The organism is Rhodanobacter sp. FW104-R8 (assembly GCF_001617365.1).
In the GTDB taxonomy this organism is placed as follows: domain Bacteria; phylum Pseudomonadota; class Gammaproteobacteria; order Xanthomonadales; family Rhodanobacteraceae; genus Rhodanobacter.
This window is the reverse complement of record NZ_LVJR01000019.1, coordinates 48,409-61,200: the sequence shown is the minus strand read 5'-3', so window position 1 is coordinate 61,200 and position 12,792 is coordinate 48,409. Positions and strand designations below refer to the sequence as shown.

Here is a 12,792-nt window from a genome sequence, read left to right as displayed (position 1 = left end):
GCGCCGACCGGCTTCGGCAAGCGAAATACCCCAGCGATATGGGGCCTTCCCACGTATCGCGGTTGTCAGCCGACGATCACCCCATCGTGGTGACAGCAAGCGCTACGCGCGAGCCCGCCCCCGCCAGCTCGTGCATCCAGCCCACCGTGGCGTCGAGCACCTTGGCGACGCGGATCTCGCGTACCGAGAAGATTTCCGCTAGCGAGTGGTAGTAGCCGAGCGTGCCGGCGCGGCCGCCGGTGAAGCGGTCGAACACACCGGTGCCGACCTCGGGGTCTTCGAGGTCCTGCACGATGGCGCGGGCGTTGTGCAGCTTGTCGCAGGCGCTGACCAGCAGGGTCGCGTCGGGGGCTTCCCTCAGATGCGCGAGGTAGGCGAGCTTGCGTTCGATCCAGTCGCGGCGTTTGGCCTCGGGGTCGGTGTGGCTGGCCTTGCCTTCAGCGGTACCGTCGGTGCAGTCCCTGACGATGTCGGCGACGGCGTCGCCGAAGCGGCTGCGGATCACCGCTTCGTGCGCTTCGCCGCAGTCTTCCAGGGTGTCGTGCAGCAGGCCGGCGATGGCCTGGTCCTCGTTGCCGCCGAATTCGATCACCAGGCTGGCCACGCCGAGCAGGTGGTAGAGGTAGGGGATGTTCGAGCCCTTGCGGCATTGCGCGGCGTGGGCGATGCGGGCGTAGTCGACGGCCTGGCTGAAGCGGCCGGTGAGTGCGGTCATGGCGTTCCCCCGGTTGGTTCCATCGCGCGATGGTGGCAGCGGTGGGTCGCAGGGGGCGAGATCGGGATTGGAGGGGCCGAAGCTTAAAAGCTTCCCCCCTCCCAGCCTCCCCCTGCAGGCAGGGGGAGGAATTGGAACGCTCACTCGCCGACGTAGCTGCGCGGCACGCGCTTCAGTCCGCACAGCAGCTGGTACGCGCTGTTGTCGCTGTGCAGCGCCAGTTCGCTGACCGATACCTGCCTGCCCCACAGTTCGACCTCGCTGCCGAGGCCGGCGGCGGGGTGGTCGGTGAGGTCGACGGTGAGCATGTCCATCGACACGCGGCCGACCAGTTCGCCGGGCCGGCCGTCGATGCTGACCGGGGTGCCGTTGGGGGCGAACTGCGGGTAGCCGTCGGCGTAGCCCATCGCGACGACGCCGATGCGGCTGGGGCGCCGGGTAATGAAGCGCGCGCCGTAGCCGATCGGTTCGCCTGCCGCCAGCTCGCGCACGCCGATCACCTTCGAGGTCACCGTCATCACCGGTTGCAGGCGGTCGGCGACCGGATGCGGGCCGGCGAACGGCGTGGCGCCGTACAGCATCAGGCCCGGCCGCGCCCACTCGCCCTGCGCGGTGGGCCAGCCGAGCAGCGCGGGGGAATTGCTGAGGCTGGTGGCCAGGTGCAGCTCGTCGCACACCTGGTGGAACAGCGCCCGCTGCTCGTCGGTGCGGGCGCTGTCGAGTTCGTCGGCGCGGGCGAAGTGGGTCATCGCCACCACGTCGCGCACGTGCGGCATGGCCTGCAGGCGCTGCAGGCTGGCGCGGTAATCCGCTGCGGCGAGGCCCAGCCGGTGCATGCCCGAATCGAGCTTCAGCCAGAGCGTGAATGGCTTGGCCGGGCGCGCGCGCTCGATCGCGTCGATCTGCCACTCGGCCTGCACCACGCACCACAGGTCGTGGGCATCGATCAACGCCAGCTCGTCGGCCTCGAAGAAACCTTCCAGCAGCAGGATCGGGGCGCGGATGCCGGCCTCGCGCAGTTCCAGTGCTTCCTCGATGCACGCCACCGCGAAACCGTCGGCATCGCTTTCCAGCGCCCGCGCGCAGCGCACGGCGCCGTGACCGTAGGCGTCGGCCTTGACCACCGCCAGCGCCTTGCGTCCGCCCAGCTCGCGCGCCAGGCGATAGTTGTGGCGCAGTGCGGTCAGGTCGATCAGGGCTCGTGCCGGGCGCATCAGGCATGGACTCCCGTGGGCGGACGGGTACTGTAGCGCGAGATATCCAGGCCCTCGCTGCTGATCTGCGGCTGGCGCCCCGCGATCAGGTCGGCCAGGTAGCGGCCGGAACCGCAGGCCATGGTCCAGCCCAGGGTGCCGTGGCCGGTGTTGAGGTAGAGGTTGTCCAGCCGGGTGGCACCGACCACCGGGGTGCCGTCCGGGGTGGCCGGGCGCAGGCCGGTCCAGAAGGTGGAGTGGGCCATGTCGCCACCGTGCGGGTAGAGGTCAGTGACCACTTTTTCCAGGGTGGCGCGACGGCGCGGCGACAGCGACAGGTCGAAGCCGGACACCTCGGCCATGCCGCCGACGCGGATGCGCTGGTCGAAACGGGTCACCGCCACCTTGTAGGTTTCATCGAGGATGGTCGAGGTGGGTGCCATCGCCGGGTCGGTGATCGGCAGGGTCAGCGAGTAGCCCTTCAGCGGGTATACCGGCAGGCGGATGCCCAGCGGCGCCAGCAGTTGCGGGGTATAGCTGCCCAGCGCCAGCACGTAGCGGTCGGCGCGTTCGAGCTTGCCGTCGATACGCACACCGGTGAGGCGGCTGCCGTCGTGTTCGAGTTTTTCCACGGTGGCGCCGAAGCGGAATTCGACGCCGGCTTCCTCTGCCCGCGCGGCGAGCCGGCGGGTGAACAACTCGCAGTCGCCGGTCTGGTCGTTCGGCAGGCGCAGCGCGCCGCTGAGCTGGTCGACCACCCCGGCCAGCGCCGGCTCCACCCGCACGATGCCGGCACGGTCGAGCAGCTCGTATGGCACGCCGTACTGCTTGAGCACGGCGATGTCCTTGGCTGCGTCGTCCAGCTGCGCCTGGGTGCGGAACAACTGCACGGTGCCGAGCTGGCGGCCCTCGTAATCCAGCCCGGTCTCGGCGCGCAACTCGTCGATGCAGTCGCGGCTGTATTCGGACAGGCGCACCATGCGCGCCTTGTTGATCGCATAGCGGCTGGCGGTGCAGTTGCGCAGCATCTGCAGCAGCCACAGGTATTGCCGCGGGTCGAGGCCGGGGCGGATCGCCAGCGGCGCGTGGCGCATGAACAACCACTTCAGCGCCTTCAGCGGCACCCCGGGGGCGGCCCACGGCGAGGCGTAGCCGGGCGAAATCTGGCCGGCGTTGGCGAAGCTGGTTTCGCGGGCCGGCGCGCTTTCGCGATCCACCACGGTCACCTCGAAACCGGCGCGCGCCAGGTACCACGCGCTGCACGTTCCGATCACGCCGCTGCCCAGAATCAGTACCCGCATTGCGCTCCCCCTTCCGCTGTTGGCCTGCGGACCAGCCGCAGGAGTGAAGCTGGCGAGTATAGGAACGATCGATCAGGCTTGTTTTCTGTCTTTTGTCATATTAACGGGTAATATCACTGACAAATCGGCAATCCATGGTGATGCTATGGCGGTGAAGCGGCGGGAATTCGACAAAATCGACCGGAAAATCCTCAGAGTGCTGCAGGACGAAGGACGGATCTCGTTCACCGAGCTGGGCGAGCGGGTCGGCCTGTCCACCACGCCGTGCACCGAGCGCGTGCGCCGGCTGGAGCGCGACGGCGTGATCACCGGCTACCACGCGCGGCTCGACCCGCACCTGGTCGGCGCCGGCCTGCTGGTGTTCGTGGAAATCAGCCTGGCCTACAAGTCGGGCGATATCTTCGAGGAGTTCCGCAACGCCGCGCTGCGCCTGCCCAATGTGCTGGAATGCCACCTCGTCTCCGGCGCGTTCGACTACCTGATCAAGGCGCGCATCTCGGGCATGGCCTCGTACCGCAAGCTGCTCGGCAATACCTTGCTGACCTTGCCGAACGTGCGCGATTCGAAAAGCTACATCGTGATGGAAGAGGTCAAGGAGACGCTCAGCCTGCCGGTGGGCGAGCGCGGCGGGCGCCACGAAAGCGATGCCGCGAGGTAGCGGGAGGCCGGTCCCCGGAAACGGACAGGCCCCGCATGGTGCGAGGCCTGTCGGCGTGGCGCAACGGCGTGGCGGCGATCAGGCGAACGGATCGTCCAGCACGATGGTGTCGTCGCGATCCGCGCCGGTGGCGACCAGGGCCAGGCGGCAGCCGGAGAGTTCCTCGACCGCGCGCAGGTAGGCGCGGGCGGCGGGCGGCAGCTGGTTCCAGTCGCGGATGCCGGCGGTGGATTCCTGCCAGCCGGGGAATTCCAGGTAGACCGGCTTGCACTCGTCCCAGCCGTCCGCATCGAGCGGGGCCAGCTCGCGGCGCTTGCCGCGGTATTCGTAGGCGATGCACACCTTGACCGTGTCCAGGCCGTCGAGCACGTCGAGCTTGGTGATGGCCAGGCCGTTGATGCCGTTGATCTGGGTGGCGCGCTTGAGCGCGACCAGGTCGATCCAGCCGCAGCGGCGCGGGCGGCCGGTGCTGGCGCCGAACTCGTTGCCGACCTTGCGCAGGCGCTCGCCCATCTCGTCGTTGAGTTCGGTGGGGAACGGACCGCTGCCGACGCGGGTGGCGTAGGCCTTGCAGATGCCCAGCACGTAGTCGATGTCGCCCGCGCCCACGCCGGTGCCGGCGAGCGCACCGCCGATGGTGGTGTTGGACGAGGTGACGTACGGATAGGTGCCGTGGTCGATGTCGAGCAGCGCGCCCTGCGCGCCCTCGTACAGGATGTTGCCGCCGTCGCGGCGCACGTCGTGCAGGATGGTGGCGACGTCGTCGACCAGCGGGCGGATGTACTCGCCCCAGGCCAGCGCGTCCTTGAGCACGGCGTCGTAGTCGACCGGCTCGGCCTTCAGCCACTGGGTGAGGATGAAATTGTGGTAGTCCACCGCGGTCTTCAGCAGCGCCGGCAGCTCGTGCGGGTACATCAGGTCGGCCACGCGGATCGAGCGGCGGGCCACCTTGTCCTCGTAGGCCGGGCCGATGCCGCGGCCGGTGGTGCCGATGGCCTTGCCGCCGGCGGCGATCTCGCGCGCCTTATCCACCGCGATGTGGTACGGCATGATCAGCGGCGTGGCCGGGCTGATCTTCACGCGTGAACGCACCTCGACGCCGTTGGCTTCGAGTTCGGCGACCTCATTGATCAGCGCCTCGGGCGAGAGCACCACGCCGTTGCCGATCAGGCACAGCGCATCATCGCGCAGGATGCCCGAGGGGATCAGGTGCAGCACGGTCTTCTTGCCCTTGATCACCAGCGTGTGGCCGGCGTTGTGGCCGCCCTGGAAACGCGCCACCGCGCTGACCCGCTCGGTCAGCAGGTCGACGATCTTGCCCTTGCCCTCGTCGCCCCACTGCGCACCCAGAATGACTACTGACTTGCCCATGCTGCATTACTCCGAGATGTTCTCGATCAGGTTGGTGGCGCCCCGCAAAGGGGTCGCGCGTATCAATGGAAAAACCGCAACGGCATCAGGCCGGCCGCCATCGCGCCGGCGCCGAGCTGCCGCAGCTTACGCGGCGGCAGTTTCAGCGCCTCGTGCGCCATCGCCCGCCAGCCTTCGGGCGCCGCGAACGGCAGCAGGCCTCCGAGCACCAGCAGCAGGCAAGACGCGGCGACGAGCTGGTGCATCGTCATCGACTCAGCGCTTCGGCGCAGGCTGCCCGAAGTAGCGCAGGAACTCGTCGTCGGGCTTCATGACCAGCACGCCCTTGCCGTCCTCGAACGAGGTGCGATAGGCGGCCAGGCTGCGATAGAACGCGAAGAATTCCGGATCCTGGCCGTACGCCTGGGCGTAGATCACCGCCGCCTGTGCGTCGCCCTCGCCCTTCACCTTGGCCGCGTCGCGCTGGGCGTCGGCCCTCAATACCTGGCCCTGGCGGTCGGCGTCGGCCTGGATCTTCTCGGCCGCTTCCTGGCCGGTGAAGCGCAGTTCGTTGGCCAGCTGCAGGCGTTCGGCGCGCATGCGCTTGTACACCGATTCGCTGACCTCGTTCGGCAGGTCGATGCGCTTGATGCGCACGTCGACCACGGCGATGCCGAGGTTCTTGCGCGCCGAGGCGTCGGTCTGCACACGCACCCGTTCAGTGATGTCCTTGCGTCCGCCGGAGATCAGGTCAGGCAAGGTGCGCGCGTTGAACTCGAAGCGCAGCGCGTCCTTCACGATCGGGGTGAGCCGCTGCGCCGCCTGCAGCTGGTCGCCGCCGGTGGCGCGGTAGTACGCGGCGTTGTCGGCCACGCGCCACTTCACGTAGAAGTCGACGTTGACGCTCTTCTTCTCCGAGGTGAAGTAGCGCTCCGGCGGCGCGTCCAGCGACAGGATGCGCTTGTCGAAGTGCATCACCTGCTGCATCACCGGCAGCTTGAAGTGCAGGCCCGGCTGGTAGTCGGTGCGCACGATGCGGCCGAACTGCAGCAGCAGCGCGCTGTGCCCTTCGCCGACCACGAACATGCTGTTCAGGCCGAGCAGGACGATGACGAGCGCGACGATGGCGGAACCGATCCTCATCATGGCTGCGTCCCCTTGCCGGCCGTATTGCCGGTCGGTGGCGACACCGCCGCACCGACGGTGCCCGCGTCAGGCTGCGCCGCCGCCGGCGAGCCATGCAGCGCCGGCAGGTTGATGATGTTGCGGCCGCCGGAGCCGTCGATCACCTTGGGGTTCTTCGCCATCACCTGTTCCATCGTTTCCAGCCACAGCCGCTTGCGGGTCACTTCCGGCGCAGCCTTGTACTGTTTCAGCAGCAGGTCGAAGCGCGTGGCGTCGCCGGTGGCGCGGGCGACTCGCTCGGCCTTGTAACCCTCTGCCTCGGCGGCGATGCGCGCGGCATCGCCGCGCGCCACCGGAACCACCTTGCTGGCGTAGGCCAGGGCGGCGTTCTCGATGCTCTGCTTGTCTTCGCGGGCGTTGTTGACGTCGTCGAACGCGTCCTTCACCTCGTTCGGCGGCGCCACGTTCTGGAAGCTGACCTCGGTGACGCGCAGGCCGGAGTCGTAGGTATCCAGGGTCTTCTGCAGGGTTTCCTGCGCCTGGGTGACCAGGCTGGCGCCGGCGGCGGACAGGATCTGGTCCATGTCGCTGCTGCCGATCACCGAGCGCACGGCGGCCTCGGCGGCAGCCCCGATGGTGCCGTCCGGGTCGTTCAGCGAGAACAGGTACTTGCGCGAATCGTCCACCTGGTACTGCACGGTGAAGTCGATCGTGATGATGTTTTCGTCCTTGGTCAGCATCGCCACCTTGTCGGTGACCGAGCGGATCCGCGTGGCCTCGACCTTGGTGACCGATTCGATCGGCTGCGGCAGCTTCAGGTGGAAGCCCGGCGGCAAGGTGCGCGAGTACTCGCCGAAGCGCAGCACCACGCCGGCCTGGCGCGCGCCGATGATGGTGTAGCTGCTGAACAGCAGGCCGACGATGAGCAGCACCACCACGCCGGTGAGGATGCTGCCGGGGCCCTGCCCCAGCTTGCCCAGGTGCTTCCTGGCGTTGTTGAGCAGGTCGTCCAGCGGCGACTTGCCGCCCTGGCGATTCCTGTTCCACGGATCACGTTGCCCGTTGTTGCCGGGTTCATTCCATGCCACGAGTCAGTCTCCTTGGGGCCGTCGGGAGGCCGGCAACCACGGCCGGAACACGCGTTGCACCGGGTTGTACACAAGATCCAGCCTGAGCTGTCGGGTGCCGCGCGGGCCGCCTTCCGCAGCCGCGCAAACATCGGGGATTCTAGCAGAGCGCGGCTCGCGCCGGGGCGTCATTCCGCCACGGCCAGCAGCTGTCGCAGCAGCCGGGTCTCGGCTGCGTCGCCGCCGCTGATCGGAGCGATCACGCTGCGCGGCGCGTCGATGTGCAATTGCCAACCGTGCTCGTCCACCGTCTCGTTGCGGATCGCGCCGGCGGCCTTCAGCCGCGCATGCAGGCGGCCGGCCGACAGCGGTAGCTGCAGCGCCGACTGCACCCGCTCGCCGCCGAGCAGCTCGCCCAGCGCCTGCCGCAGCAGGCCCAGCCCGGCACCGGTGGCGGCGGACAGCCAGACCCGCACCGGCTTGCCGTTGCCGTCGCGCTCGATCCGCGGTTCCGCGCTGGCCAGGTCGATCTTGTTCATCACGTGCAGCTGCGGCACGTCGCCGGCGTCGATCTCCTCCAGCACATTGTCCACGATGTGGTGCAGCCGCTCGCGTTCCTCGTCGGCGGCGTCGCTGACGTGCAGCAGCAGGTCGGCGTCGCGCGCCTCGGCCAGGGTGGCGCGGAACGCGGCGACCAGGTCATGCGGCAGCTCGCGGATGAAACCGACGGTGTCGGCCAGCACGGCCGGGCCGCAGCTGAGATCCTCCAGCTTGCGCACGGTGGGGTCGAGCGTAGCGAACAACTGGTCGGCGGCGTAGACGTCGCCGGTGGTCAGCGCGTTGAACAGGGTGGACTTGCCGGCGTTGGTATAGCCGACCAGGGCGACCCGCGGCACCGTGTTGCGCAAGCGCGCACGACGCTGCTGGCCGCGCTGGGTCTGCACCTTCTCCAGCCGCTTGGTGAGCATCTTGACGCGCTCGCCGAGCAGGCGGCGGTCGGTTTCCAGCTGGGTTTCGCCCGGGCCGCGGTTGCCGATGGCGCCGCCGCGCTGGGCGTCCAGGTGGGTCCAGCCGCGTACCAGCCGGGTGGCCAGGTGCTTCAACTGGGCCAGTTCCACTTCCAGCTTGCCCTCGTGCGAGCGGGCGCGCTGGGCGAAGATGTCCAGGATCAGGCCGGCGCGGTCGACCACGCGGATGCCCAGGTGTTTTTCCAGGTTGCGTTCCTGCACCGGGGTCAGTACGTGGTCGACCAGCACCAGGTCGGCCTCCAGCGCGCGCGCGGCCTCGGCCACCTCGTCGGCCTTGCCGGTGCCGATGTAGTAACGCGGGTTGGGATCCTCGACGCGGGCGCTGACTACGCCGAGCACCTCGGCACCGGCGGACTTCACCAGCTCGGTGAACTCCGCCGCGCGCCGCGCCGTGTCACCTTCGCCGCGGGTATGCGGCAGCACCAGCACGGCGCGGTCGCCTTTCTTCTGTCGGTCAAACACGAGTGGGCACGGTCCTTCGGTAGCAGACCCACTTCATGCGGGCTGACACCCCGTCTATCAAGCGTCCGCGTCGGTGGAGGCGGACAGCGCGTCGGCGTTATGGTCGTGGCCTTCGTGGCCCTCGTGGCCATTGCCGATACGCACGTTGCGGCTGGGCACCACGGTGGAGATGGCGTGCTTGTAGACCATCTGGCTCACCTGGTTGCGCAACAGCACCACGAACTGGTCGAACGATTCCACCGTCCCCTGCAACTTGATGCCGTTGACCAGATAGATGGCTACCGGCACGCGTTCACGCCGCAATGCATTCAGAAACGGGTCTTGCAACGACTGCCCCTTGGACATTTCTTGTTCTCCCCTTGCCTCGGACAGACCGGAGAAAAAACGCCGATGGCGCCCCGGCCCAACATGTAACGGGATGTTAGCTGCTTTCAAATGATTGATGAAAGGAGATTTTCGCGCCGCGCAAGTGCGCGGGGTCACGCTGGCAGGCTTGGCAGGCCCGGTTGGCCCAGAAACAGCTGCACCGCGGTGGCGCCGCAGGCGGCCAGGCCGGGCTGGTCCGGGTCGAACAGCCGGGCACCGACCTCGCTGCGCAACCAGGTGATCTGCCGCTTGGCCAGCTGGCGGGTGGCGAAGATGGCGCGGTCGCGGAACCCGGCCGCGTCGGTCTGGCCATCCAGATGCTCCCACGCCTGCCGGTAGCCGACCGCGCGGATCGCGGGCAGGTCGGCGTGCAGGTCGCCGCGCGCGCGCAGCGCGCGCACCTCGTCCAGGAAGCCTTCCGCCAGCATGGCGTCGAAGCGCCGGGCGATACGATCGTGCAAAACCTGCCGGTCGGCCGGCAGCAGCGCCAGCTTCAGCACGCGCCACGGGAAGTGCATTGCCGCGCCGCCGCGTTGCAGTTCGGACAGCGGCCGGCCGGTCAGTTCGATCACTTCCAGTGCGCGCTGCAGGCGTTGCACGTCGTTGCAACCGATCCGGCCGGCGGCGACCGGGTCGAGGCGCGCCAGCCGCACATGCATGGCCGGCCAGCCGAGTTGCCCTGCCTCGGCAGCCAGTCGTGCGCGGGTCGCCGGGTCGGCCTCCGGCAAATCGGACAGCCCCTGCTGCAACGCGCGAAAGTACAGCCCGGTACCGCCGACCAGCAGCGGCACCCTGCCCCGTGCGCTGATGCGCTGCATCACCGGCAGCGCGTCGGCGCGGAAATCCGCCGCCGAATACGGCTGGCCGGGATCGCGGATGTCAACCAACGCGTGTGGATAACGCGCCAGGGTCGCCGGATCGGGCTTCGCCGTGCCGATGTCCATGCCGCGGTAGACCAGCGCCGAGTCGACGCTGACCAGGTCCAGCGGAAACCGCTCGCTCAGCTCGCACGCCAGGGCGGTCTTGCCGGAGGCGGTGGGGCCCATCAGGAAGATGGCGAGGGGACGGGTGTCGAGCGGCATCGGGCCAGTGTAAATGGTGCAACGCCACCGTGTAGGAGCGCACCCTGTGCGCGAATGCTCTTCGTAACCTGACTAAAAGCATTCGCGCACAGGGTGCGCTCCTACGCCCGCATATGCGAAGGCCCGCGTCGCCGGCGCGGGCCTTCGTGGTCGCGCGAACGAGCGGCTTACTTCGCCGGCACGCCCATTTCCTTGAGCAGGTTGTCGGCGTGGTCGAGGTGGTGCATCACCCACAGCATGTAGCGCACGTCGACCTGGATCGAGCGGTTGAGCTGCGGGTTGAACAGCCAGTCGCCGCTGACCGACTCCCAGTTGCCGTCGAACGCCAGGCCGACCAGCTGGCCGTTCGCGTCCATCGCCGGCGAGCCGGAGTTGCCGCCGGTGATGTCCAGGTCGGCCAGGAAGTTGACCGGCAGCGTGCCCAGCTTCGGCGACGCATAGCTGTCGAACGCCTTCGCCTTGATCGCGGCCAGCTCGGCCTTGGGCGAGTTGAACGGCTCCACGCCGGTGTCCTTTTCGACGATGCCCTGCGCCGTGGTGAATGGCGCGTAGCTGACGCCGTCGCGCGGCGCCACGCCCTGCACGTTGCCGAAGGTGACGCGCAGCGAGCTGTTGGCGTCCGGGTAGACCGGCAGGTGCTGCGCATCCTTCCACGCGATCATCGCCTGCATGTAGCGCGGGCGCAGCTTGCTCATCTCGCCGGCGCGGGCATCCTGGGCGTCCTCGAGCTGCTTGAGCTGCGGCTGCACCGCGCGGGCGAGCTTGAGCATGCTGTCGCTGCTGGCGTCGATCGCCTTGCTGTCGGCCTCGAACCACTTCATGCGCGCGTCGACGTTGCCGAGCTGGCTGCCGGCATACAGCGCGGCCACCTTCTGCTTCAGCTGGGCCTCGGTCTTCGCCCCATCGAGCCACGCGTCCAGCGCAGGCAGGCGCTGCGCCTGCGGCAACGCCACGTAGCGCTGCAAGCCATAGACCATGAACTGCTGGTCGACGCCCGGATCGTAGCGGCGGTCCATCTGCTTCAGGCCGCCTTCGATGCGCACCCAGTCGCGCTGCTGATAACCGGCGTCGCGCTCGAGGTCGGCCTTGGGCCGCTCCTTCGCCAGGTGCACCAAGCGCACCGCGCTGCCGAACAACTGCGCGCGGCTGACCAGGCTGATGGCCAGATCGCGCTCGCGGTTCGCCTGGTCGGCGGCGATCTGCTGGCGCAGCTGGCCGACATCGGCCGCCAGCGCGGTGTTTTCGGCGCCGCCCTGCTGCTTCAGCCACGCTTCCAACTGCGCTTCCTGGGCACGCTTCACCGCGACCGCGTCGGCGCGATGCAGGCCTTCGAGCTGGCCGCCGAAGTTCTTCAGGTAGTTGTTGAGGCCGGCGACCATGCTGGCGTACTTCACCGCCACCTTGGGATCGGCCTTGCCGGCGGTGTTGATGATGTTGAGCGTGTCCTCGTACACCTTGATCTGGGTCGGGTAGACCCAGTCGATCGAGCTCTGCACCTCGTCAGCGAGGCGGTAGCGGTTGGTGCGGCCCGGGTAGCCGACCACCATCACGTAGTCGCCCTGCTCCACGCCATGCGGGTTCACTTTCAGCACATGCTTCGGCCGGTACGGCACGTTGTCCTTGGAGAAGGCGGCGGACTTGCCGTCCTTCGAGACGTAGGCGCGCAGGTAGCCGAAGTCGCCGGTGTGGCGCGGCCACATCCAGTTGTCGACGTCGCCGCCGAACTTGCCGATGGATTCCGGCGGCGCGTAGACCAGGCGCACGTCCTTGATCTCCAGCTGCTTGATCAGCTGGTAGCTGTAGCCGCCGTGGAAGGTGTAGACGTCGCAGCGGTAGCCTTCCGTCTCGCAGTCCCTCACCTGTTGCTTGATCGCCTGCTCGATCGCCTTGTAGCGCTCGGCGCCGCTCATGCCGTCATTGAGCCTGGCAGTGATCGCCTTGGTGACGTCGCGGATTTCCTCGGTGACGAAGATGCGCGAGGACGGACCGGCGGAGAGTTCATCCGCCTTGGTCTTCGCCAGGAAACCCTTCTCGATCAGGTTGTTTTCCGGCGTGGAGTTCAGCTGCAGCGCACCGTAGACGCAGTGATGGTTGCTCACGACCAGGCCTTCCGGTGAGACGAACGAGGCGGTGCAGCCGCCCAGGCTCACGATCGCGCCCATCGGATAGGCGGTGAGGTCAGTCAGTGTCTTCGGGTCCAGCTTCAGGCCGTGCTGCTGCAGCGTGGCGGCAATGCCCGGCAGTTGGGCGGGCTGCCACATGCCTTCGACGGCATGGGCGGACGAGATGAGGCCGATGGATACGGCGGCAGCGAGCAATAGACGACGCACGGGAATCTCCTGATGAAAGCCGGCCGTGGGAGGCCGGCAACGGTGACGCAATAACTTGCGACTTATGCCCGAGCCGGGCGACCGCGGCATATGCCGCAAGTCATGCCTGCGACAT

At 68.2% G+C, this 12,792-nt stretch carries 12 protein-coding genes; 1 reads left to right on the top strand and 11 read right to left on the bottom strand.

Translation table 11 applies throughout. The annotated features are described in order from the left end of the window. Positions 1-76 precede the first annotated feature (76 nt). The 3 genes from RHOFW104R8_RS05000 to RHOFW104R8_RS04990 all read right to left on the bottom strand — a co-directional run bounded on the left by RHOFW104R8_RS05000 (position 77) and on the right by RHOFW104R8_RS04990 (position 3,209). Positions 77-715 carry an HD domain-containing protein gene (locus RHOFW104R8_RS05000; RefSeq protein WP_068091524.1) on the bottom strand — a complete coding sequence of 213 codons (639 nt, stop codon included), beginning with the start codon at positions 713-715 and terminating at the stop codon, positions 77-79. Between the two features lie 140 nt (positions 716-855). Next, entirely contained in the window at positions 856-1,929 is a 1,074-nt protein-coding gene (gene alr, locus RHOFW104R8_RS04995) for an alanine racemase (protein WP_068091527.1), read from the bottom strand. Then, positions 1,929-3,209, bottom strand: a complete 1,281-nt coding sequence (locus tag RHOFW104R8_RS04990; RefSeq protein ID WP_068091529.1) for a D-amino acid dehydrogenase — start codon at positions 3,207-3,209, stop codon at positions 1,929-1,931. Before RHOFW104R8_RS04990 ends, alr begins: the two co-directional genes overlap by 1 nt. Before the next feature lie 145 nt (positions 3,210-3,354). Here RHOFW104R8_RS04990 and RHOFW104R8_RS04985 point away from each other — a divergent pair, with 145 nt between their 5' ends. Further along, complete coding sequence (locus RHOFW104R8_RS04985; protein WP_068091532.1) at positions 3,355-3,867, top strand: winged helix-turn-helix transcriptional regulator; 513 nt, start codon at positions 3,355-3,357, stop codon at positions 3,865-3,867. 78 nt (positions 3,868-3,945) lie between these two features. Here RHOFW104R8_RS04985 and RHOFW104R8_RS04980 read toward each other — a convergent pair whose 3' ends face one another. The 8 genes from RHOFW104R8_RS04980 to RHOFW104R8_RS04945 form a co-directional block, all read right to left on the bottom strand. After that, positions 3,946-5,238 carry an adenylosuccinate synthase gene (locus tag RHOFW104R8_RS04980; protein WP_068091533.1) on the bottom strand — a complete coding sequence of 431 codons (1,293 nt, stop codon included), beginning with the start codon at positions 5,236-5,238 and terminating at the stop codon, positions 3,946-3,948. Between the two features lie 62 nt (positions 5,239-5,300). Continuing rightward, on the bottom strand, positions 5,301-5,483 hold the full coding sequence (locus tag RHOFW104R8_RS04975) for a DUF2065 domain-containing protein (protein WP_068091702.1): 183 nt from the start codon (positions 5,481-5,483) through the stop codon (positions 5,301-5,303). 10 nt (positions 5,484-5,493) lie between these two features. Beyond that, positions 5,494-6,363 carry a protease modulator HflC gene (hflC, locus tag RHOFW104R8_RS04970; RefSeq protein ID WP_407071429.1) on the bottom strand — a complete coding sequence of 290 codons (870 nt, stop codon included), beginning with the start codon at positions 6,361-6,363 and terminating at the stop codon, positions 5,494-5,496. Then, the gene (hflK, locus tag RHOFW104R8_RS04965; protein WP_068091538.1) at positions 6,360-7,430 is read right to left on the bottom strand and encodes an FtsH protease activity modulator HflK; all 1,071 of its coding nucleotides are present in this window, start codon (positions 7,428-7,430) and stop codon (positions 6,360-6,362) included. The genes hflC and hflK overlap by 4 nt, the downstream gene beginning before the upstream one ends. 167 nt (positions 7,431-7,597) lie before the next feature. Beyond that, positions 7,598-8,899: a ribosome rescue GTPase HflX gene (gene hflX, locus RHOFW104R8_RS04960; RefSeq protein ID WP_068091541.1), complete on the bottom strand. Its 1,302-nt coding sequence runs from the start codon at positions 8,897-8,899 to the stop codon at positions 7,598-7,600. Positions 8,900-8,956: 57 nt separating this feature from the next. Continuing rightward, on the bottom strand, positions 8,957-9,244 hold the full coding sequence (hfq, locus tag RHOFW104R8_RS04955) for an RNA chaperone Hfq (protein WP_063089731.1): 288 nt from the start codon (positions 9,242-9,244) through the stop codon (positions 8,957-8,959). Between the two features lie 134 nt (positions 9,245-9,378). Then, the gene (miaA, locus tag RHOFW104R8_RS04950; RefSeq protein WP_068091544.1) at positions 9,379-10,347 is read right to left on the bottom strand and encodes a tRNA (adenosine(37)-N6)-dimethylallyltransferase MiaA; all 969 of its coding nucleotides are present in this window, start codon (positions 10,345-10,347) and stop codon (positions 9,379-9,381) included. A 167-nt stretch (positions 10,348-10,514) separates the two neighbouring features. Continuing rightward, entirely contained in the window at positions 10,515-12,677 is a 2,163-nt protein-coding gene (locus RHOFW104R8_RS04945) for a S46 family peptidase (RefSeq protein WP_068091547.1), read from the bottom strand. Positions 12,678-12,792: the final 115 nt, after the last annotated feature.